The sequence below is a fragment of the Bdellovibrio sp. HCB2-146 genome, from assembly GCF_047345725.1.
In the GTDB taxonomy this organism is placed as follows: Bacteria; Bdellovibrionota; Bdellovibrionia; order Bdellovibrionales; family Bdellovibrionaceae; genus Bdellovibrio.
On the sequence record NZ_JBLEQP010000002.1, the window covers coordinates 1378560 to 1399812 of the forward strand.

The following is a 21253-nucleotide window of genomic DNA, read 5'->3' on the forward strand; positions in this document are numbered from 1 at the left end:
GCGGGACGCCTAAACAGACTTACACATGAGAAGAAGTTTTATTTCTGATTCGCACGAACTTGTGAGATAGTCCGCCCATGAGCCGCGAATTCCGCAAAAACATCACAGGTCGTGGAGCTAGTAGCAATGCTACAAACCGCTATGACTCTCTGAAATATGAAGCCACGGAAGAAGACTTCGACAACTACGCCGAGGAACAACCTCTTTTACGCACCGAAGTTCTCAAAGATTCTTCACGCAGTATTCTGTCTGAAAATAAGAGTCCTGATATCGGTTTTCGTTTTTCAATAAATCCTTATCGTGGATGCGAACATGGTTGTGCTTACTGCTATGCTCGCCCTACACACGAGTATTTGGGATATTCTGCCGGACTGGATTTCGAATCCAAAATTTTCGTAAAGGAAAATGCTGCTGAGCTTTTACATGAGGCCTTGATGAAAAAATCTTGGCAACCAGAAGTCATCAATATCAGCGGAATCACGGATTGTTATCAGCCGCTTGAACGGAAAATGGAAATCACCCGCAGCTGTTTGCAAGTTTTAGCAAAATTTAAAAATCCGGTTTCGATGATCACAAAAAATCATTTGATTTTGCGTGATCTGGATATTTTTAAAGAAATGGCTGCCTATAATGGCGTTTTGCTTTTTATTTCTGTAACATCTTTGGATCCGGAACTTCAGAGAATTTTAGAGCCCCGCACATCACATCCTTTGGCACGCATGAAGGCCATTGAAACTCTGGCCTCTGCTGGAATTCCAGTCGGCGTAAACGTCGCCCCCTGCATTCCGGGGCTCACAGATCACGAAATGCCCGCGATTTTAAAAGCGGCCAGCGACGCCGGCGCTCGATTTGCGGGATACACACCATTGCGCTTGCCTTCCTCCGTTCTGCCCATATTTGAAGAGTGGTTGGAAGTGCATCAGCCTTTAAAAAAACAAAAAGTTTTAAATGCGGTCCGAGATATTCGCGGTGGAAAACTCAATGACGCTAATTTCGGTTCGCGCATGCGAGGAGAAGGGCCCCGAGCAGATCATATGGCTCAGATGTTTCAGCTCTATTCAAAAAAGTACGGTCTTAATAAAGAACGCTTGGAACTTTCCACGGCAAACTTCCAGCGCCCAGGCGATCAATTAAGTTTTGATCTGTGACTATTTTTTGGTGTCGGGCACGTCTTTGATTGAGATTGTGTTTTCAAGACTGCGCTTTAGGGCTTCTACAAACCCATTTCGTAAAGAACTCCAGAACGCTCCCCACTTGTCGACATCTGGAGACATCGCGGCGCCGACGAATTCGATTTTCGTGGCCACAGTTTTCTCTTTGCGATTTCTGATAAGTAAGTTCCCCATGGCTAGACCGACCTCATTAAAAAATCGTTTGGGAGACCCAAAATTCTCATTCTCGCTGATGACGTCCAAATTCTCAAAAAAAGGTTTAACGTATCCTACGACTCGATTGTTTTTGGTACTGACTTCGGTGTAAACGGAAAAACGTCCCGAGGTAAAAGTAAAAGGTCCATAGGCCTTAAAAAATTGATTCAACTTTGTGATATCGAGCTTTTCCAATTGCGCCTTCGCTTCAAATGCTGGAATTTTTGAAATCAAATTCATTCTTGCCTTGGCCTTAAGTGCGGCGCTCTTTTGAAAGCGAGCCGTAGCGCTCACGGTACTTGGCAACAACTCCTTACTATCATTCGTATTTTTTATATTAGAAGCTTCTAACATAACTTTGTCCAATACCACATCGATAGGAACTTTGAAGTCGCGATTCATCATATGCACTTCACTGTTTCTTATCTGCAAAGACTCCAATTCGATGGGTACAATTTTACCAGCCATGGTTTTCCAATCTTCTCCTTCGCCAAATTCCTTTTTGTCCTTTTTATCGCTATCAAGCATAACAAGCTTCATTTCATCTATGCTTAAATCTCCCAGGAGCTTGCCACTGAAAAGAGCTCTCCATGCGAGCGAAAGATCGATCTGCTTGACCGACAGAAATGGATTTTTGGCACTCGATGTTCGCTTCCATATTTTGAGCCCCTCGACCTGATAGGCCCCTCGATACAGTGCGAGATCGAAATCTTCGATATGTCCTTGATAATTTTTGAGCTTATTATCCAAATACCAGTTGATGCCGTACTTTGCTCCCACCGGAAGAAAAATCCTCAGAAGAATTAAGAACAAAATAAAAATCAGAATCGTCATTAGGATGTGACGGGGATATTCAACGAGCCTTTTCACCTAACACCTCTCGATTCATTTCATACGACAGCTCAGCGCTAAAATAGATCACCGCCGAAGAATAATAAACCCACAGCAATAAAACGATAAAAGAACCTGCAGCGCCGTAAAGCGAAGCCACCGCACTTTGTCCTAAATATAGTCCGATCAAACTCTTTCCCAACGAGAAAAAGATCGCCGTCACAAAACCCGAAACAACGGCTACTTTCCTTCGGACTTTGATTCTCGGTAAAAAAAAGAAAATAGCAGAAAAAAGAATCCAAAAGACAAAAAAAGAAACGGCAAAATTTAAGATTTGTCCCAAAAGCTGCTCATTACCTTTAAGAAAAAGCGCGAGAGCTGACGAAATAACCAGGGAAATAATAGATATAAAGACAAATGTTAAAACCATTCCCATGTTAAATAGTTTGGCCTTAGCAAGATCCCAGCTGCTACGGAAAAAGCCTCGACTTTTATCTTTCGGTTCCTCCTCCCTGACTTCGAAAATCCGATTGAGTGACTGCCTCAGATCGCCAAAGATCGCGCCCGCTGAGAAAAGCAATGTAATCAACCCGGCAATTCCCGCAAGCCCCCGGATTTCGGTCTTCTGACTGGCATTTTCTGCAATGTCCCGAGTTATTTTCGCTGCTTCGCTACCAATAAGACCTTGAATTTGTGTCAGCAACTCTTCACGAAAGCCTTCGCCAATAAAAGAAAGAAAAGTCAAAAGCAGTACAAGTAAGGGTGCTAACGACAGCGCCGTATAAAAAGCAAGAGAGGCGGACATATCCAGAATATCATCTTGTGATACCTTCGATGCGAGATGCCGCCAACTTATATCCGGAAGCTTAATATTCATAAATGTCCACTCTATCGATTTAGGAAAGGACCTTCAGACGACACATGATACGGCAATGAGAACACGGCTAAGTCTTCTTCAAGTGCGCTCTCCACCATTTCCATGTATGTGGACTTTAGTTTTTCCATATCCTCACACATGTCCGCGGCTTCATCATCCTTTATATATTTTTTGGCAGTTTTAAAAATTTCTCCCTCTTCTTCTTCCACGTGATGTTCAACAAGCTCTGTTAAAACTTTGAATTTTGCTTTCCAAGATTCATCGGAAATATTAAGACGAGAAAGTTCATTCAAAAGAAGAGCAATCAAATGATGTTCTTCTTCTCCCTCCCATACGATCTCGCTTCCATTGTCTTCAGCGACTGCTTTAAGAGGTTGATAAAATATCTCGGCTTCCGCTTTTGAATGCGCCGTCAGTTTATCCCGAGCTTCGACGAACAATGGCTCCACTCGATCAAAGTCCTCACCTTCCAAAGCCTCTTCTATTTCTTCAAAAAGTTCTTTCACTTCTTTGTGATCTTTTTTTAACAATTCATAGATAAGCATATAGTCTCCTTTATCTTAGAAGATGCGATAGGTTTGCCTCTCTATAAATTCTCAATGATCGAATTCAATTGTTTGATAAAAAAGAGAGTGGACGAATAAAAACAACTTTTTTATTTGTTAAATTGCTCCTCCCAATTTTATTGGAATCTGCCGCTGATCAATTTTTTAAAAGAAACAAAAAGTAATTTGCATTTTAAAAGTTCGTTGAATTGTATTTCCTCATCCCCGCCGGAGTAATACTGATTCGAAAAAATTTCTCTTTATATTAGTTTCACATTCCCGGGTTATTCCCGGCTTAAAGGAGGAACTATGGCAACACGATCTGGCTCTCGTGGTGGAGGATCATCACGTAATCAATCTCGCGGACAAAGCAGTCGCGAAAGCAGTTCAAACGCTGGCAGTAGAGGGTATTCGACATCAGGCCGAGGCGGTTCTCGTGGCGAAGGTCGAAACGAATACGGTGGTAGCAACCGCGGGGAACAACAGTGGCAAGGTCGAGGCGGTGAATCAGGAAGTTACGGCGGAGGCTCTCAATATGGAAGCAGCGGTTCTCAATATGGGAGCAGTGGCTCACAATACGGCGGCAGCTCACAATATGGTGGGGGTTATGAAAGTGGCCGTGGTGGAAGCTCTCGTGGCATGTCCCAAGGCGGTGGCCAGTATGATGACTGGAACCAAGGCTATGAGACTTCACGTCGAGGAGGCGGAAGTTACGAAGGAGAATCATACGGTGAATACGAAGGCATGAGTAGCGGAGGTCGTGGTGGCCGTCGTTCAAGCCAAGGGCGTATGTCACAAGGCGGATATCAAGGCGGCGGCTATCAAAACGAAGGTTATGGCAGTCAGCGTGGTGGCGGTCGCAGCGGATCTCAAGGCAGCTCATCTTCGCGTGGATACCAATCTCAATCTCAATCACAACCTTGGTATGAGAATGAAGACATGTATGATGAAAATGATTATGACGAAAACGAGTCGATGAGTACAAGATCTCGCGACACGGATGAAGATTACGATTCAGATGAAGACTTTGAGGACAGACCTTATCGTCAACAACAAAACTATCGATAGATCACACTCGACAGTCCTCTGAACATTCGAGGACTGTCATCTTTTTCTCCGAGCTCTTGTTTTTCCGCAGCCAAACAGACGAGCTTTTGAAAAGAGCAAAAACCTTTGGCATGCATTTACTTCGGAGGAAACAAGAATGAAAAATAAAAAAATTCGCTATGCTGTGGTAGGGCTTGGCAATATTGCACAAGTCGCCGTATTACCGGCTTTTAAGAACGCATCTGAAAATTCTGAACTCGTCGCTCTCGTGTCAAGCGACGACGAAAAATTAAAAACTCTGGGGCGCAAGTATAAAGTCAAAAATCTATTTAACTACCGCGACTACGACAAACTTCTCAGCAGTGGCATGATCGACGCCGTTTACATCGCCACTCCCAATGTCAACCATCGAGCTTTCGCCGAAGAAGCCGCTCAACATGGAATTCATGTCCTCGTCGAAAAACCAATGGCTCTGAATGCTCAAGACTGTATGAGCATGCTTCGCTCTGCACGAAACAACGATATTAAAATGATGGTGGCTTATCGCCTTCACTTTGATCCAGCAAACCTAGAAGCGGTCGAAATTGCCAAAAGCGGTAAGCTCGGAGATCTCCGTATCTTCAACTCCACTTTCACCTATCAGGTCACAGACCCCAATAATATTCGTTTGAAATACGAAATGGGCGGCGGTCCTATTTTTGATATCGGCACGTATTGCATTAATGCTGCTCGTTACCTTTTCCAAGATGAACCAGTGGAAGTATCGGCCACACTTCTGAGCAATCCGAAAGACACGCGTTTCACAGAAGTGGAAGAAATGGCCGCCGTGACCCTTCGCTTTAAAGGAGCCCGTCTTGCTAATTTCGTCGTGAGCTTTGGTGCTGAAGCAAGTGCAATGTACACTTTAATCGGCTCGGAAGGTTGTCTCACTTTGGAAGGAGCCTACGAATATGCAGATGATATGACTTTAACGACCAGTATTAATGAAAAAGAAAAGGTCAAAAAATTTAAAAAGCATGATCAATTTGCGCCGGAACTGGAATACTTCTCAAACTGCATCTTGAAAAACCAAGAACCCGAGCCTTCTGCGATTGAAGGACTTTATGATCTGCGAATTATCGACGCTATTTTTGAATCAGCTCGCACAAAGCGTTCTGTTAAGCTTGAGTACGCAAGCAAGGCACGTCGTCCAACGGCAAAACAAATGATTCGAAAACCGGGCCATGCAAAACCTGAAACAATCCACGCACCTCCAGCTCACGAATAGGAAGGCAAATCACCATGGCAACTAAATCTACAAATACTAAAAAAACTCGTTCTACCAAAAAAGACAAAACAAAGAAGGCAGGAGCCCGACGGGCATCACCTCGCAATGCAGGTGATTTACCTCCGTACCACGAAGAAGATTATGACTTTGAGTCTCCTTATCGTCATAGCGGTCGCGCCCAGCAGAGCTATCCCCGTCAACCGTACCGTATCTAATCTTGCTCTCGCTCCGGATAATTCGCATTTCTGCGCGGATTATCCGCGAGCACATCCTTCTCTCCTCGTTTCTTGGGGGTTCTATGACTGATTCGGCCCACTTTACTGGCCTTCTTTGTTTCATCCTTTTGGTAGAGTCTTTGATTTTTCATAATCGTCCTAGTTTTTTATCACCACTTTAATGCAGCCATCTTTTTTATCGCGAAAATTTTTATAAGCATCAGGAGCTTCTTGCAGGTTGATTTTATGAGTAATCAAAAAAGATGGATCGATACGTCCATCAACAACATATTGAAGCAAGGTCTCCATATACTTACGCACATGAGTTTGCCCCATCTTAAATGTTAAACCTTTGGCGAAAGCTGCTCCAAATGGCACTTTATCTAAAAATCCGCCATAAACGCCGCTGACGGAAATATTCCCGCCCTTACGACAGGCCTGGATCGCTTGACGAAGAGCGATGGGGCGATCCGTTGTTAATTTAACCGTCATTTTTGCGACTTCGTATTTACTATAGAAATCGGTACCATGTGCTTCCATACCGACGGCATCAATGCAAGAGTCAGGTCCTCGGCCTCCCGTCATTAAATTCAATTCTTCGACCACATCGACTTCCTCATAATTCAAAACTTCGGCGCCACATACATTTTTAGCCATGGCCAATCGTTCGGGTACACAATCGATGGCGATCACACGCTCCGCGCCCAACAAGAAAGCACTTTGAATCGAAAATAGTCCCACGGGGCCGCAACCCCAAATCGCCACCACATCGCCGCGTTGAATATCGCAATTCACCGCACCCATATAGCCGGTCGGAAAAATATCACTAAGAAAGAGGACCTTGTCGTCATCAATATCGGCCGGTACTTCAAGAGGCCCAACATCGCCGTAGGGAACACGAACATATTCTGCTTGTCCACCGGCGTAGCCACCATACATATGAGAATAGCCAAACAAGGCAGCTCCACCATGACCATAGACTTTGTCAGCTACTTCAGGCTTCGGATTGCTATTGTCACAAAGAGAATATTCCTGCCTGCCACAATGTGAGCACGAGCCACATGAAATATTAAATGGAACAACAACTTTACTGCCTACTTTGAGATTCTTAATCGCTTTACCGACTTCAACAACCTCGCCCATGAACTCGTGTCCTAAGATATCGCCTTTTTGCATGGTGGGAATAACGCCATCGTAGAGATGGAGATCTGACCCGCAGATAGCCGTTGAGGTGATTTTCACAATAATATCTCGCGGGTTTAACAGTCGCGGATCAGGAACATTTTGTACTTCCACTCTTTTTGTTCCTTGCCAACACACGGCTTTCATAAGACCTCCTTGTCTCATATATTTCCAAATTAAAGCGGCACCTGGGAAACTCAACTACCTCCTGCGACCTTGCGAACATTCATTTTATTCTTCCCGATGAACGTCAGGAATTCTTTCTGTCAACTTCACACTATTGTCCTCAGGCACATTCAAGACACATATTTCACTCTTCTGGTTCGGGCTCTGGCAATGGCGGCGGCTGAGGAGTCGAAGTCAGCTCTCCGCGTGAATATCCCGCAGCACGAGTCGCTCGCGCCATAGCTCGAATCGAAAATTTCGGTGTTCGATCGGCGCGAAATAATCCGTTGGCTTCTTGAAATGTATCGGTGAACTGCGTATAGCAAAAGCCACAGAAGATTTCGATGCGATGAACTGCTTCTAATAATTTCTCATAGCGCTTCCGAAAATCCCGAGAAGATTGCGCCGACGAATAACCCCAGGTCACGCCGCCCTCGCTTGGGCTCACAAATGAAATTCCACCAAACTCGGTGATCATGATCGGCAATCCTCCGTGAGGATATCCTTCCACTGTCAGAACCCGTCCCCCAGGGCGATAGCGGCTTAACATGTCAGCTACATTGGTTTGGCTATTGTATTTGCGAAGCAAGCGCTCGGGTTGATCATCATAATCATGAATCCCCAAAAGATCCGTTGCCGTGCTTTCCCAACCATCGTTTCCAATACAAGGACGAGTGGGGTCTAATGTTTTTGTAGTATGATAAAGAGCTTGAACGCAATGTTGATGACTTTCTTTCTCTGCTAAGTCCGGTACGCCCCAAGATTCGTTAAATGGCACCCACATCACAATGCAGGGATGATTCATATCGCGGTCAATCACTTCAATCCACTCTTGAATGATCCGTTCAACAGACTCGTGTGTAAATCGGTAGGCACTGGGCATCTCCTCCCAAACAACCAAACCTAAGACATCCGCCCAGTAGAGAAAATCCGGGTCTTCGATCTTTTGATGCTTGCGAACGCCGTTGAATCCTGCGGCCTTGATTAATTCAACATCATAACGAAGAGCTTGTGACGAAGGAGGTGTCAGATAAGTCTCGGGCCAGTACCCTTGATCCAATAGCATTCGCAAGTAGTAAGGGCGACCATTTAGTAAAAATCGATCCCCACTGAATGCAACACTTCGTAAAGCGGTGTAAGACTCAATTCGATCGATGACCGTATCGCCTAAGATAAGTTCTAATCTCACTTCTATCAGTGTCGGCTTCTCGGGACTCCATAATAATTCATTTCGAGAATCATCGATACCTGGGTCCGACAAGGCAATCCGTCGATGCACTTCCTTGTGCATGACTTCGTACGAATCATCAGCTAAAAGCCTTCCCTCGCATTTTAACTGCACACGCAGTCGCATTCCCTTCGAGCACGCCCCGCCGACAAAGACTTCACAGCCGACTTCCCATCTTTCCACTTGTGGTACAAGTCGCACTTTCTCTATATAAGTTGGAGCGACTTCTTCCCACCACACGGTTTGCCAGATTCCCGTCGTACGCGGATACCAAATACTGTGTGGATTCTTTTGCCAATCTTGTTTACCTCGAGGTTTAGCTAAATCCAAAGGATCGTCATCAGCACACACCACAAGCTCCTGCGTGCCATCGGTATTTAAAACATCAGTGATATCGAATGAAAAAGGTGTATGTCCCCCTTGGTGAAATCCCAAGAACGTCGAGTTCAACCAGACATGAGCTGTGTAATCGACCGCACCAAAATGCAGAAGAATTCTTTTGTCTGATTTCTGCACGTGAAATTCCCTTCGATACCAGCATCTATTATGAAAACCAGGATCGTTGATTCCACTTGCAGGTGACTCTGGCGAAAAAGGAACTTGAATCGTCCGATCCCAACTTTTAACTTGCGATGGATGACTAAACTCTTCGTCATCATCGAAAGTGAACTGCCACGTGCCGTTCAATGTCATCCATTGCTCGCGCCTAATATTTTTTCTTGGATATGTTTCAAACTTTTCTGACATGATTCACCGTCTTTCATCTTTTTAAGAATAAGACTGAGAAAAATTCTGAGGCTCTTTATTCATCGCTTCCGAAAAAATACACAACATCATTTTTGTATTTCTTCAATTTCACCAACGCCACTTGAAAAATATTTCGTTCAACTTTTTTATGGCTTCCACGAAACAAGAGCACGCAATTATTTTTTGTGATGACTCATTAACATCATTGCCGAAAGGCTTTTTTAGGGGGTTTCCATGCCATCAAGACAGACACAAGAATCAGGACGAAGTTCTTCACGCTCGCAAGGGGGACGCTCAGCAAGCAGCAGAGGCGGAGGACGCAGCTCTTCTTCTCGCAGTTCCTCTTCCCGATCCTCATCATCTCGGGGCGGAGGGCGCGGGTTTGCAGCGATGTCACCTGAAGAACATCGTCGTATTTCAGCAATGGGTGGCCGTGCCAGCCATGGTGGCGGACGACAAAGTGAAGAAGAATCAGGCCGCGGATCTTCACGCCAAGGCCGATCATCGCAAGGTCGCAGCTCATACTCTACACAAGGCCGCAGTGGCTCACAAGGTCGCAGCACTTCGTCACGAAGAGGCTTCGCAGCAATGTCGCCTGAAGAACGCCGCGAAATTGCAGCAATGGGCGGTAGAGCCAGCCACGGCGGGAGAGGCGGAGATGGTGAAAGCGAAGAGAGCTATTCTCGCCAGGGTCGCCGCTCAAGAGGCGGACAAGGTCAATATGACTATGAAGAAGGTGGGCAACGTCGCGGACGTTGGAATGAAGAAGAAGACTATAATGATGATGAAAGAATGAGTGCTCGCTCTCGCTATGACGAGGATGAGGACGAAGAAGATTTCGACGAAGACGAATCAGATTATGATACGGACGAAGATTACGAGGAAAGTGACTACCGTCAAGGTCGTCACTAAGACCACCTCTGGGAAGTCTGCTTTACGCAGGCTTCCCGCCTGACTGTCATTCGAATATGTCTCGTCTCAAAAATTCCCACAATCCATCATAAAAAATTCCTTTAACACGTTCGCTTTTTGTAAATATCCAAGATCCTCACGAAAATTTGCAAATACTTTTGATGAGTTCACCCTGTGGGCAGATGCTCAGCTACCTGAGCCATCAAGGAGGTTTTATGAAATTTGCGATATCTATAATACTTGTCATCTTTGCCACGACAAGTTTAACAGAAGCTCGAACCGGCGGAACAAGTGGTTCAAGCGGCACGTCAGGAACATATGACGACTCCACATCCGGCACAATTGATAGAAGCACCACCGACTCGAACACGCCGCGAACTGCCGAACAGGAAAGATTGCAAAATCCCGATCATCGAAATCAAAAGAAAAAACGAATCGGCAAAGGAAATACCACTGAGGAATATGGTAAGGGCTCCGGCGGAACTCGAAACAGTGGCACAAATCGTGGTAGTGGCACCACTCAAGACAACACAGATACAGAGTAATATTTTTTCTTTTTAAGAAATCTTGAGGGCAAAAAAATACACTGAAAATTTTTGCCCTCTCTTCATATAATTCATAAAAGAAATCTTTGTGATGATTTCATCACAAGCCCTTCAAACATGATAAGGTTCATCATTCATTTTTTGTTTTTTGATGACTGCGCATTCGTGGTCTTGCAAAGAACAGTTTTTCTTTTAGTTTGTTCAATCCTGGTTTTCAAAATCAACAGCACAAATAGATAGGACTGAACTATGAAAAAGAACGATGCCGTTTGTCTCAAGCACGATCTCCTTGTGTTTTCTCATCTTCGCTGGAACTTTGTATTTCAGCGTCCGCAACATCTCATGACTCGTTTTGCGCAACATCGTCGCGTGTATTTTATTGAGGAATGTCTCGTAGAAAACATCTATGAAGCTTATCTAAGTTTAGAAGAAGAAGCTCCTGATCTCTTCGTCGCGGTTCCTCACGTTCCTCCTCACTTATCTCACACTCAACAATCGGCGATTGTTCGCAAACTCCTCGATGAGATGATTCAAGGAGAAAATATCGATCGCTACAATTGTTGGTATTACACTCCCATGGCCTTACACTACTCGGATCACCTCACCGCAGACGTGGTGATTTATGATTGCATGGATGAGCTTGCAAATTTCAAAGCCGCACCTAAAGAAATTATCGAGAAAGAAAGATCTTTGCTTGAGCGAGCAGACGTGGTGTTCACCGGAGGACATTCCCTATACGAAGAGAAACGTAAAAAACATGATAACGTTCACGCTTTTCCAAGCGCGATCGATCGCGAACATTTTTGGAATGCGCGGTCCAAACTGATTGAACCTGAAGACCAAGAATGCATTCCTCATCCCCGACTTGGATTTGCGGGCGTTATTGATGAGCGAATGGATATTTCTCTTTTAGAAAAAATGGCCCGCCTGCGTCCCGATTGGCACTTCGTCTTACTGGGACCGATCGTCAAAATTTCGCCCGAGTCACTACCCAAGCTTGATAATATTCATTATCTGGGCATGAAGCGCTACACGGATCTTCCTTCTTATATGAGCTCGTGGGACTGCGCCCTGATGCCGTTTGCTAAAAATGAAAGCACCCATTTTATCAGCCCAACGAAAACTCCTGAATATCTGTCAGCTGGTTTGCCGGTTATTTCAACTTCCATCCGCGATGTTGTCAGTACTTATGGAGAACGCTCTCTAGTCGCAATAGCTGATACGGCAGAAGAATTTGTGGCTGCAGCGGAAAAAATTCTCCGCAACGATCGCGATCCGCAACAGCTCGATGCCATCGATTCATTTTTAAAAACAATTTCATGGGATTATACCTGGGAGGAAATGTCAGCCCTCGAGGCTAAAGCACTTCAACAAAGAGGTGACCTATGCCTCTGAAAATGTGGATCGGATTAGAGTGCACACACAATCGGATCCAAGACACGTTCCACAGCCAGCTTGAAAAAAGCCTTCACCTTCAGCGAACTGAAGAAATAAAATCATTTGCCTCTTTGAAGGCAGAGCGCATTCGTTATCCGTGCCTATGGGAAATCGCGTGCCCGGTTTCTTCAGAAGTCTATGATTGGCAATGTCTTGATGAAAAAATGGCGGCACTGAAACATGCAGGACTCCGCCCGATTGCCGGGCTTCTTCATCATGGGAGTGGTCCCATTGATACCAATCTTTTAGATCCTGAGTTCCCGGAAAAGTTCGCTGCCTACGCAAAGGCGTTTGCTCAACGATATCCTTGGATCAAAGACTTCACACCGATCAATGAAATACTGACGACAGCTCGTTTCAGCTGTCTTTATGGACATTGGTATCCGCATAAAAGTACGGATGCGGATTTTGTTCGAGCCTTGTACAATCAGTGCCGCGCACATATTCTCGCGGTTCGTGCGATTCGTTCTGTAACACCCGACGCTGAAATCATCGTGACAGACGACCTGGGTCGCACGCAAAGCACCAAGCCCTTGGAATATCAAATGCACTTTGAAAACGAACGCCGCTGGCTTTCATTTGATTTTCTATTTGGTCGGGTTGATGCGACTCACACTCTTTATAATTATTTACTAACACATCTGACTCGCGAAGAAATTCAATGGATTAAAGACAACGCAACTACGCCCGACATTTTGGGAGTTAATCATTATAACTTATCCAATCGCTTTTTAGATCACCGTCTTGAACTATATCCCCAACACTATTGGGGTGGAAATGGTCGTGATGCCTACGCCGATGTCAGTGCGGCTGATACGGGTCAGGCAGAATCTCCATCTATGAAAGAAATTTTGCGCGAAGCCTGGGATCGCTATCACTGCCCCATGGCGATTACAGAGGTCCATATCCGTGGACATCGGGAAACCCAAATTCGATGGTTGATGGAAGCCTGGGAGAGCGCACGTCAGCTCAACGAAGAAGGAGCCGACATTCGTGCCGTCACCGCATGGAGTTTACTTGGAAGCTTTAACTGGAATGTACTCTGTAAACACGACGTCAATTTCTACGAATCCGGTGTATTCGACCTAAACACCGCTTCCAAAAAACCACGCAAAACACTCATCGCTGAAATGGTTAAATCGCTAGCGCAAGAAAAAACATACACCCATCCTCTCATTCAAGAAGAGAAATGGAAAAAACATCATTTGCGAGTTCGATATGCTCCTACGCAGGAGCATATGTCATGTCCGCTATTGAGAAGTTCTGCAAAACCCATTTTAATCACCGGTGGAGGCGGAAGCCTTGCCAATGCGTTTGCGCGGATTTGTTCAGAAAGAAATATTCCATTTTATGTTTTGTCGAAAGCAAACCTAGATATTGCCGATGCCTCGGCCGTAAAGAAGGTTTTTGATCAAATTTCACCATGGGCCGTAATCAATACTGCTGGTTATCGACACATCGACAAAGCCGAAACCGAAACAACTCTCTGTTTCCGATCCAACGTGGTTGGCCCCCAAGTTCTTGCCGAAGAGTGTAAAAAAAGAAAAATTCAATTTCTGACTTTTTCATCAGGATTTGTTTTCGATGGAAATCAAAGTCGCAGCTACACCGAAAGTGATAAAACAAAACCAGTCAATGCTTATGGGCGGTCCAAAGCTGCAGCAGAAAGCTTTATTTTGTCCTCTTATCCGCAAGCGCTGATTATTCGTAGTTCCGCATTTTTTGGCCCTTGGGATCAGAACAACTTTCTTGCCAAATGCTTTCGAACTCTGCGCAGCAATCAGGTGTTCTACGCTCCTCGCGACATTTCTGTATCGCCCACTTATTTACCAGACTTGGTACATGCAAGCTTAGATCTTTTGATCGATAAAGAGTCGGGAATTATTCATCTCGTAAATGAGGGAAAAGTTTCGTGGTACGAATTTGCCTCCTATGCTCATCGCTTGTCCGGCCTCAGCAAATATTCATTTCTAGTTTCGTGCTCGCAAGAAACGTTTAATTTCCGCGCGACCCGGCCAACTAATAGCAGCTTGACGAGTGAAAAGGTCAAGATTCTGCCAGGGCTTGAATCCGCTATATTCAATTATCTCAAAACTGCTGAGTTCGCATAAAGGAGATACAAAATGAAAAAACGCGTTGCAATCGTCGGAGCTGGTTTCGCAGGGGCCGTCTTAGCACGAGAACTTGCGGAAACAGAAAACTATGACATCACGATCTATGAGAAGCGAAAACACGTGGCAGGCAATTGTCACACGCAGCGAGATAAAGGAACCGATATTATGGTCCATGAATATGGACCGCACATTTTTAACACCAGTCGTGAAGATGTTTGGAATTATATTAACTCTTGGGGGGAATTCAGGCCATTCACAAACAGAGTAAAGGCAGTCACAGAGAAAGGTGTTTTCTCGCTTCCAGTCAATCTTCATACCATCAATCAGTTCTTCGGTAAGCGCTTCAATCCCCAAGAAGCAGAACTCTATTTGCAACAGCAAGCTGACACAAGCATTGATCCCGTTGAATCATTTGAAGATCAGGCTCTTAAATTTTTGGGACGTGATTTGTACCAAAATTTTTTCCGTGGCTACACAAAAAAACAATGGGGCGTGGATCCAAAAGAACTTCCCGCCTCGATCCTTAAAAGACTTCCCGTGCGTTTTAATTACGACGACAACTACTACAATCAAAAATATCAAGGCATTCCCACTGAAGGATACTCCGTCTTGGTGGAAAGAATTTTGGACCATCCGGCCATTCACGTTCATCTCGGCAAAGAATATCGTCAAGGTGAAAGTCAGGAATTTGATCATCTCTTTTGGAGTGGCCCTATTGATGCCTATTTTAAATATTCCTTAGGCCGGTTGCGCTATCGCACCTTGCACTTTGAGAGATTTGTTCAAGAGGGTGATTTCCAAGGAAATGCAGTTATGAACTATTGCGAGGAAGGTGTGCCTTACACGCGTATTTCAGAACATAAACACTTTGCTCCGTGGGAGCACCACGCTCAGACCATTTGCTTTAAAGAATACAGCGATCTGGCCAAGCCCGGTGATACGCCATTTTACCCACTTCGTTTAAAAGAGGATCTGCAAATTCTAGAGCGTTATGTTGAAGCTGCGGAACAAACAAGCAATGTTACTTTTATTGGACGTCTGGGAACTTATCGATATCTCGACATGCATGTCGTGATCGGTGAATCCCTTGACCTTGCTCTTCATTGTCTGACCACAGAACAGAAACATTGGCGAAAATTTAGTCAAGATCCACTGCAAAGGAGCCTCAAATGAAAGTTCTAGTTACCGGTGGCGCAGGTTATATCGGGAGTCATGTCGTACGGGATCTTATTGGGTCAGGACATGAAGTTGTTGTCTTAGATAATCTTTCTCATGGTCATCTTGTCGCCGTCGATCCACGAGCCCAGTTTGTCAAAGGCAGTATCAGTGATTACTACCTATTAGAGTCACTTTTCACCGAAGAAGATATAGAGGCCGTGGCTCACCTCGCAGGATTTATCGAAGTGAGCGAAAGTGTCGCTGATCCGGCTAAGTACTATCAAAATAACTTTTCCCAGACTCTTATTTTGCTTGAGGCGATGAAAAACTGCCACATTCGAAAAATAGTTTTCTCATCCACGGCAGCGGTCTATGGTGAACCCGAGTTCTTACCGATAACAGAGTCGCATCGTTTGCAGCCGAAAAATCCTTACGGTCGATCCAAACTGATGGTGGAAAATATTTTATCGGATTTCGCTCAAGCTTACGAAATATCCTATATTGTTCTTCGTTACTTTAATGCAGCAGGTGCTCACCCCGATTCTACAATCGGTGAAGACCATCCGCACGAAACTCATTTGATTCCAAGAATACTTAAATCGGCACTCACGGGAAAACCTGAGGTTCGAGTTTTTGGCACTGATTATGAAACGTCAGATGGAACCTGTGTCCGTGACTATATCCATGTGAGTGATCTCGCCAAAGCCCACACCCTTGCCCTCGAAAAAATCGAAGAAATGTCTGGCAATGTCTATAACCTTGGCAGCGAAAAAGGATTTTCAGTCCATGAAGTCATCATGGAGTGCCAGAAAGTAACCGGAATCAATTTTTCCGTCATCAAAGAAGAACGTCGCGCCGGTGATCCCGCAGTTTTGATCGCTTCTAGTGAGAAAATCTTTAAAGATCTGGGTTGGACCAGACGTTATTCTGATTTAGGTGATATCATACAACATGCTTGGGATTGGCATCGCCTTCATCCCATCGGCTATAAAAGCACCACGCAACAAAAACCTGCGTGGTACTTTTTCTGATATGTCCTAGTGCAAAGCTGTATTGGTTTCTTTGTCTCTATCATTGCCGGCGGACTGCCCCTCAACCCTCGCCAGTTCGCCGGTTTCCATAAATTGACGAAGTCGAACCAAAAACAGTTTTAAATTTCGATGCGGCGACTCACCGAGTACTTTCTCGAGCAGCACCGCCATCTTTCCAATAGGAACATCGTATCCCAGCTTCACTCTTACGACTGTGCCGCGGCCATAGGGCAAAAGATCAAACTCGACCCGACCGGAGATAAGAAGATTTTCATGAAGAGTCGAGCGCCAAGCGATATATTGATTCTCTTTCTTTTCTACAATTTCGCTGTCCCACTCGATGCGAGTTCGATCTTTCAAAGCTCTCCACACCCAATGAGTTTTAGTCTCAGAAATCTTTGTTACCGACTCAAGTTGATCGGATAAGTTTTGAAAATTTTGAGGGTTCATCCAAAGGTGATACAAAGTTTCCGGCGGGGCTAAAATAGTGATAGCTTCCGTCGTAAAAATTCCTTTTTTTTGCAAACGTTCTTGCTGTTCCTCGGGAGGAACTGTTTCTGTGGGATCCATGTGACTCTCCTTTTCCTCTTCATTTCTCACTTCATTTCTCACTTCATTTTATCGGATTTCGAGAGAAGCCCTAGTCGAGGCAGCTTGATTATGAACAAAAAATTTAAAATACACAGCCCTACCGGTAAATTGACAACTACAAGAGCGTCCTCCGGCAAGATAAGATAAAAAAATAAAAGAGGTGATCTATGAACCGCCCAGCGAAAAAAATATTTTCTCTTCTCGGTGTTGGACTTTTCTCGACATGGATTTTGGCTCGCTTGCGCGGCGAGTTTCGCTTTCGCTCCTCGCATGGAAAGGTCGTTGTTATAAATGGCGGTTCTAGAGGATTGGGACTTTTAATTGCTCAATGTTACGCACAAAAAGGCGCCAGCGTCGCTCTTTTCGCAAGGGATGAAGCTGAGCTCAAAAGAGCAAAAAATATTATTCAGTTTGATTCTCCTGAATCCTGGGTTCAATACTATGTCTGCGATTCTAAACAACGAGAACAAGTTGAAAAATGCATTGCTCAAGTCATCCAAGATTTTGGGCAAATTGATATTGTCGTCAACAACGCCGGCGTGATATCGACTGCCCCCATTGAAAACACAACCGAAACTGATTTTACCGATTCTATATCAACACATTTCTGGGGTCCCTACTACATGATTGAAACGGCTCTCCCGCACCTTCAAGCGGGCTGTCGTATCGTGAACATTGCCTCGATTGGAGGATTGGTTCCGTTCCCGCATCTTTCTGCCTATTGCGCAGGGAAACACGCCTTGGTCGGTTACTCTCGCACTTTGCGTGCTGAACTTGCAGCCCGCAAAATTTATGTTACAACTGTCAGCCCGAGTGTCATGCGCACCGGTTCTATCGACCATGCGAATTTCAAAGGACAAGTCAAAAAAGAATACGCTTGGTTTTCGGTGCTTTCATCAATGCCATTCTTAAGCAAGAATGCCGATAAGGTCGCGCGAAAAATCGTTCAAGCAAGCGAATACGGAAAAGCGGAAGTTCTAGTTTCGCTATCCACAAGAATCGCCGCGGCCCTTCAAGGGTATTTTCCAAATGTATTTGCCGACCTGATGTTTTTAGCAAACTCATTCCTCCCCACGCCTCTAGACGGAAAAATGTCGGCAGTGGAAGGGAAAGATGCGCATTCCCGCATCTCTCCGTCTATCCTCACTCGCAGTTCTCAAAATGCTGCTGAGAGAAACAATGAAGGTCCTATTGTTTAAATATCAGTGCTTCGCTTCAGGGGTCTTCATATCAGAACGCTGTTTGGTTTTTTTACCTTTGTGATGACCGAATACATTTCCCTCATGTGCGGGGGCATGATGTAGGCCTTCTTGCCCTTCTTCATGAGGAATACTTTCGCCAGCACTTTGATCCTTGTAGCTGCTTTTCTCCATATGTTTATCGGTCATCCCCGGCATGATAAATTCCATAACAGCACTCATTTTCGAAGGTCCACCAACAAACACATCGCGAATCACATCAGTTGCACATTTTAAAATTGCCTCTGCTACATAGTCAGGGTGATAAATCGGATCCGGTAATGAGGGCTCTCCCGAACGCAAATGGTTTACAGCATGTTCGGCAAAGGGGGTATTGATGGCAGTGGGACGAATCAAGGAAACCGAGATCGGATACCCATCATGCTCCAGTTCCATCCGCAAAGCATCCGTATAAGCTTTCACTGCGTGTTTGGTTGCAGAGTACATCCCTTGCAATGGTAGAGAGCGGACAGAAACTTCACTTCCCAAGTTGATGATAGCACCGCCATTTTCTTTCATGTGTTGAAAAGCCACACGACAACCATTGCGCACACCCCAAAAGTTTACATCGAACAACGCTCGCTCTTCTTCTTCAGGAATTTCAAGAAGAGGACCATATATCGAGCCACCGGCATTGTTAACCCAAGTATCGATACGACCGAAAGTCTCTATGGCTACTTGTGCGAGATTTTCTAAATCAGTCATTTTACACACATCAGCGTTGACCCCTCGAGCCTTGTACCCTGCACTTTGAAGACGCTGAATGATCTGCTCCAGATCCTCTTCGTTTCTCGAGCTTAAGACAACGGACGCACCTCTCTCCGCCGCCATTTCCGCCGTTGCCAATCCGATTCCACTGGTCGCGCCAGTAATAACAATGACTTGCTCCGCCAATGGGCGAAGTTTGATTTTATTTTCAGCCATGACACCTCCCTTTGATTCTAAGCATCTCTTCTCCGCATCTTATTTGACCTTACAGTTCTATTAAATCTTGACTAGAAATGTTTGGAGCTTTGTGAAGATTCACTCTGTATTTTCTGGCATTTTGCATGAAGCACGCAAACAGCAGTCTCTCACTTACAAGTGTGCCACTCAATCTTTCGCAATTGACCCAGGAATTGGTTTTTTCAAATGATACCTCCATAAACTCATAAAGGAGAATAAAATGAAAATACCAAATTTATTTCTTGTTATAATGTTGTGTATGTCTTTTGCTTCATCCGCTTGGGCCCTAGCAGATCAAGAAATCGCCGAAATCATGATGACAGCTAATGATGCTGAAATTGATGCTGCTAAACTTGCAAAATCCAGAGCCTCATCCAGTGCCGTAAAAGACTTTGCAGAACATATGATCAATGAGCACACGAATAATATGAAGCAAGGTAAGAAAATTACTAAGGACGAAAAAATCAAAGCCAAGTCTAATGAAGAAGCCAAAAATTTAAAAGCAACTGCCAAGGACCAGCTCGCAGAACTAAAAAAGAAAAAGGGTGCTGACTTCGATAGAGCTTATATAGGCACCCAAGTGGCAATGCACCAACAGCTTCTGACGGACTTAGAGACAAAACTTATTCCGCAAGCCCAAAACCCTCAATTTAAGAATTTTTTAAACGAAACAAAGACCCACGTCGAACAACACTTGAGCAAAGCCAAAGAGATCCAATCGTCCATGACTGATACGACGACGACACAGTAATTATTTTTTAAATATTAATTTTTCGATCCACGGAAGTGCTGCAGAGACATCCGAATATCCTGCGGCACTTGACGTCAGTTTTTGGCGAGAACCACCGCAAGCAGAACCCCAGCTTACAATGCCAATTTGCTGATACCCGGAAGCCGTCTTTTTTAACAGCGGGCCGCCACTGTCTCCAGGGCAGGAACTCGTTTTATGATTGTTTGTTTCGATACAGAGCATATCGCGACCGACTTCAATACCTCTCTCGACAGCGAATGCATCGAGTGCACAGGTTGATCGAGGAAGTAAATTCACGGAAACACTTCTTAAAAGAGAACTTTCATTTTTCCCAATCGAGTCCATTAGGCCCCAGCCGATCACAGTGACCGTCTCACTCGAATTTCCCAAGTCTTCAGATCCCAACGCGACGGGAAGAACATCCGTCACGCTTTCCGTCAGTTCAATGAGTGCCACATCAAAACGAGGCCAAGAAAATTCAGGATGAACGAAGATCGATTTTATTTTTAATAGCTTTCCGCCATCACCGCTATGCTGATTGCTGGCGATGTACATTTTGAGTTTGCTGGGCTTAACAACTCGCATACTGCTTTCAGATTCATCTTCTAAGACACAATGAGCAGCTGTAAGAACCCAATTTTTATTTATTAAACTCGCACCACAAAGATGAGCTACATAGTTGTCTTGGGGGCTATCGAACCAGATATTGACCGCGAAGGGAAATTGGTTTTCGGCCGCAACAACTCCGCCAATAATGCCGGATGATTCAGTTTGCGCGTCCCCGCCCGCAACAGTGTCAACACGACGTTGCGGTTGGCAAGAAACCAGCAGAGCGAAACTCACAATGACCAAACTGAATTGCAAACGCATCCCAAATCCCCTACGGATCGGCACTATAAAACCAGCTCGCCCCCAAGAACAAGAGAGGATTCCGGAAAGTAATAATTTCAGGGGCCCCCCCCGAACCCGCGGATTCATTCTGAGCTCTCGCAGCCTAACAAATAACACTGGACCATTAAACAAAATCTGCATTGTTGCATTCCGCTGTCACCGCATTTCC

At 44.9% G+C, this 21253-nt stretch carries 20 protein-coding genes; 12 read left to right on the plus strand and 8 right to left on the minus strand.

Going from position 1 to position 21253, the window contains the following annotated elements:
• The first annotated feature begins 77 nt into the window (after positions 1–77).
• Positions 78–1148, plus strand: coding sequence for a PA0069 family radical SAM protein (locus ACLWOR_RS17580; RefSeq protein ID WP_413942121.1), 1071 nt, complete (start codon positions 78–80; stop codon positions 1146–1148).
• On the opposite strand, the gene ACLWOR_RS17585 is transcribed toward ACLWOR_RS17580, so the two are convergent.
• From ACLWOR_RS17585 to ACLWOR_RS17595, 3 genes are read right to left on the minus strand one after another with little or no spacing between them, the layout of a single operon-like run.
• Positions 1149–2237: a DUF748 domain-containing protein gene (locus ACLWOR_RS17585; RefSeq protein ID WP_413942122.1), complete on the minus strand. Its 1089-nt coding sequence runs from the start codon at positions 2235–2237 to the stop codon at positions 1149–1151.
• Positions 2221–3075 (minus strand): YihY/virulence factor BrkB family protein, encoded by an 855-nt coding sequence (locus ACLWOR_RS17590; RefSeq protein WP_413942123.1) that lies wholly within the window; start codon positions 3073–3075, stop codon positions 2221–2223. Before ACLWOR_RS17590 ends, ACLWOR_RS17585 begins: the two co-directional genes overlap by 17 nt.
• A gap of 11 nt (positions 3076–3086) precedes the next feature.
• A complete protein-coding gene (locus ACLWOR_RS17595; protein ID WP_413942124.1) occupies positions 3087–3620 on the minus strand; it encodes a hemerythrin domain-containing protein in 534 nt (177 codons plus the stop codon).
• A 309-nt stretch (positions 3621–3929) separates the two neighbouring features.
• Here ACLWOR_RS17595 and ACLWOR_RS17600 point away from each other — a divergent pair, with 309 nt between their 5' ends.
• The 3 genes from ACLWOR_RS17600 to ACLWOR_RS17610 all read left to right on the plus strand — a co-directional run bounded on the left by ACLWOR_RS17600 (position 3930) and on the right by ACLWOR_RS17610 (position 6149).
• On the plus strand, positions 3930–4688 hold the full coding sequence (locus ACLWOR_RS17600; RefSeq protein WP_413942126.1) for a hypothetical protein: 759 nt from the start codon (positions 3930–3932) through the stop codon (positions 4686–4688).
• Between the two features lie 136 nt (positions 4689–4824).
• Entirely contained in the window at positions 4825–5934 is a 1110-nt protein-coding gene (locus tag ACLWOR_RS17605) for a Gfo/Idh/MocA family protein (RefSeq protein ID WP_413942127.1), read from the plus strand.
• 14 nt (positions 5935–5948) lie between these two features.
• Positions 5949–6149, plus strand: a complete 201-nt coding sequence (locus ACLWOR_RS17610; RefSeq protein WP_413942128.1) for a hypothetical protein — start codon at positions 5949–5951, stop codon at positions 6147–6149.
• 159 nt (positions 6150–6308) lie between these two features.
• Here the strand turns inward: ACLWOR_RS17610 and ACLWOR_RS17615 are convergent, their stop codons facing one another.
• Together ACLWOR_RS17615 and ACLWOR_RS17620 are read right to left on the minus strand one after the other, a co-directional pair.
• Positions 6309–7478: a zinc-dependent alcohol dehydrogenase gene (locus ACLWOR_RS17615; protein WP_413942129.1), complete on the minus strand. Its 1170-nt coding sequence runs from the start codon at positions 7476–7478 to the stop codon at positions 6309–6311.
• Between the two features lie 163 nt (positions 7479–7641).
• Positions 7642–9471, minus strand: coding sequence for a glycoside hydrolase family 2 protein (locus ACLWOR_RS17620; RefSeq protein WP_413942130.1), 1830 nt, complete (start codon positions 9469–9471; stop codon positions 7642–7644).
• Positions 9472–9705: 234 nt separating this feature from the next.
• Here ACLWOR_RS17620 and ACLWOR_RS17625 point away from each other — a divergent pair, with 234 nt between their 5' ends.
• The 6 genes from ACLWOR_RS17625 to galE all read left to right on the plus strand — a co-directional run bounded on the left by ACLWOR_RS17625 (position 9706) and on the right by galE (position 16668).
• Complete coding sequence (locus tag ACLWOR_RS17625) at positions 9706–10383, plus strand: KGG domain-containing protein (protein WP_413942131.1); 678 nt, start codon at positions 9706–9708, stop codon at positions 10381–10383.
• A gap of 215 nt (positions 10384–10598) precedes the next feature.
• Positions 10599–10928 carry a hypothetical protein gene (locus ACLWOR_RS17630; protein WP_413942132.1) on the plus strand — a complete coding sequence of 110 codons (330 nt, stop codon included), beginning with the start codon at positions 10599–10601 and terminating at the stop codon, positions 10926–10928.
• Positions 10929–11177: 249 nt separating this feature from the next.
• Positions 11178–12323 (plus strand): glycosyltransferase family 1 protein, encoded by a 1146-nt coding sequence (locus ACLWOR_RS17635; RefSeq protein WP_413942133.1) that lies wholly within the window; start codon positions 11178–11180, stop codon positions 12321–12323.
• Positions 12314–14476 (plus strand): family 1 glycosylhydrolase, encoded by a 2163-nt coding sequence (locus ACLWOR_RS17640; protein WP_413942134.1) that lies wholly within the window; start codon positions 12314–12316, stop codon positions 14474–14476. The genes ACLWOR_RS17635 and ACLWOR_RS17640 overlap by 10 nt, the downstream gene beginning before the upstream one ends.
• 12 nt (positions 14477–14488) lie before the next feature.
• Positions 14489–15652, plus strand: coding sequence for a UDP-galactopyranose mutase (gene glf, locus ACLWOR_RS17645; RefSeq protein ID WP_413942135.1), 1164 nt, complete (start codon positions 14489–14491; stop codon positions 15650–15652).
• Positions 15649–16668 (plus strand): UDP-glucose 4-epimerase GalE, encoded by a 1020-nt coding sequence (gene galE / locus ACLWOR_RS17650; RefSeq protein WP_413942136.1) that lies wholly within the window; start codon positions 15649–15651, stop codon positions 16666–16668. The genes glf and galE overlap by 4 nt, the downstream gene beginning before the upstream one ends.
• A 6-nt stretch (positions 16669–16674) precedes the next feature.
• Here galE and ACLWOR_RS17655 read toward each other — a convergent pair whose 3' ends face one another.
• Positions 16675–17238: an SRPBCC family protein gene (locus tag ACLWOR_RS17655; RefSeq protein WP_413942137.1), complete on the minus strand. Its 564-nt coding sequence runs from the start codon at positions 17236–17238 to the stop codon at positions 16675–16677.
• A 188-nt stretch (positions 17239–17426) separates the two neighbouring features.
• Between ACLWOR_RS17655 and ACLWOR_RS17660 the strand changes: the two genes are divergently transcribed.
• Positions 17427–18458, plus strand: a complete 1032-nt coding sequence (locus ACLWOR_RS17660; RefSeq protein ID WP_413942138.1) for an SDR family NAD(P)-dependent oxidoreductase — start codon at positions 17427–17429, stop codon at positions 18456–18458.
• A gap of 3 nt (positions 18459–18461) precedes the next feature.
• Here ACLWOR_RS17660 and ACLWOR_RS17665 read toward each other — a convergent pair whose 3' ends face one another.
• Positions 18462–19421 carry an SDR family oxidoreductase gene (locus ACLWOR_RS17665; protein ID WP_413942139.1) on the minus strand — a complete coding sequence of 320 codons (960 nt, stop codon included), beginning with the start codon at positions 19419–19421 and terminating at the stop codon, positions 18462–18464.
• 241 nt (positions 19422–19662) lie between these two features.
• Here ACLWOR_RS17665 and ACLWOR_RS17670 point away from each other — a divergent pair, with 241 nt between their 5' ends.
• Positions 19663–20193, plus strand: a complete 531-nt coding sequence (locus tag ACLWOR_RS17670; RefSeq protein WP_413942140.1) for a DUF4142 domain-containing protein — start codon at positions 19663–19665, stop codon at positions 20191–20193.
• Here ACLWOR_RS17670 and ACLWOR_RS17675 read toward each other — a convergent pair whose 3' ends face one another.
• A complete protein-coding gene (locus tag ACLWOR_RS17675; protein ID WP_413942141.1) occupies positions 20194–21063 on the minus strand; it encodes a S1 family peptidase in 870 nt (289 codons plus the stop codon).
• Positions 21064–21253: the final 190 nt, after the last annotated feature.

Excerpts from the sequence above, each read along its gene's own strand:
- ACLWOR_RS17580 (WP_413942121.1), top strand. The coding sequence starts at position 78 with ATGAGCCGCGAATTCCGCAAAAACATCACAGGTCGTGGAGCTAGTAGC.
- ACLWOR_RS17590 (WP_413942123.1), bottom strand. The coding sequence starts at position 3,075 with ATGAATATTAAGCTTCCGGATATAAGTTGGCGGCATCTCGCATCGAAG.
- ACLWOR_RS17595 (WP_413942124.1), bottom strand. The coding sequence starts at position 3,620 with ATGCTTATCTATGAATTGTTAAAAAAAGATCACAAAGAAGTGAAAGAA.
- ACLWOR_RS17600 (WP_413942126.1), top strand. The coding sequence starts at position 3,930 with ATGGCAACACGATCTGGCTCTCGTGGTGGAGGATCATCACGTAATCAA.
- ACLWOR_RS17605 (WP_413942127.1), top strand. The coding sequence starts at position 4,825 with ATGAAAAATAAAAAAATTCGCTATGCTGTGGTAGGGCTTGGCAATATT.
- ACLWOR_RS17610 (WP_413942128.1), top strand. The coding sequence starts at position 5,949 with ATGGCAACTAAATCTACAAATACTAAAAAAACTCGTTCTACCAAAAAA.
- ACLWOR_RS17615 (WP_413942129.1), bottom strand. The coding sequence starts at position 7,478 with ATGAAAGCCGTGTGTTGGCAAGGAACAAAAAGAGTGGAAGTACAAAAT.
- ACLWOR_RS17620 (WP_413942130.1), bottom strand. The coding sequence starts at position 9,471 with ATGTCAGAAAAGTTTGAAACATATCCAAGAAAAAATATTAGGCGCGAG.
- ACLWOR_RS17625 (WP_413942131.1), top strand. The coding sequence starts at position 9,706 with ATGCCATCAAGACAGACACAAGAATCAGGACGAAGTTCTTCACGCTCG.
- ACLWOR_RS17630 (WP_413942132.1), top strand. The coding sequence starts at position 10,599 with ATGAAATTTGCGATATCTATAATACTTGTCATCTTTGCCACGACAAGT.
- ACLWOR_RS17635 (WP_413942133.1), top strand. The coding sequence starts at position 11,178 with ATGAAAAAGAACGATGCCGTTTGTCTCAAGCACGATCTCCTTGTGTTT.
- ACLWOR_RS17640 (WP_413942134.1), top strand. The coding sequence starts at position 12,314 with ATGCCTCTGAAAATGTGGATCGGATTAGAGTGCACACACAATCGGATC.
- glf (WP_413942135.1), top strand. The coding sequence starts at position 14,489 with ATGAAAAAACGCGTTGCAATCGTCGGAGCTGGTTTCGCAGGGGCCGTC.
- galE (WP_413942136.1), top strand. The coding sequence starts at position 15,649 with ATGAAAGTTCTAGTTACCGGTGGCGCAGGTTATATCGGGAGTCATGTC.
- ACLWOR_RS17655 (WP_413942137.1), bottom strand. The coding sequence starts at position 17,238 with ATGGATCCCACAGAAACAGTTCCTCCCGAGGAACAGCAAGAACGTTTG.
- ACLWOR_RS17660 (WP_413942138.1), top strand. The coding sequence starts at position 17,427 with ATGAACCGCCCAGCGAAAAAAATATTTTCTCTTCTCGGTGTTGGACTT.
- ACLWOR_RS17665 (WP_413942139.1), bottom strand. The coding sequence starts at position 19,421 with ATGGCTGAAAATAAAATCAAACTTCGCCCATTGGCGGAGCAAGTCATT.
- ACLWOR_RS17670 (WP_413942140.1), top strand. The coding sequence starts at position 19,663 with ATGAAAATACCAAATTTATTTCTTGTTATAATGTTGTGTATGTCTTTT.
- ACLWOR_RS17675 (WP_413942141.1), bottom strand. The coding sequence starts at position 21,063 with ATGCGTTTGCAATTCAGTTTGGTCATTGTGAGTTTCGCTCTGCTGGTT.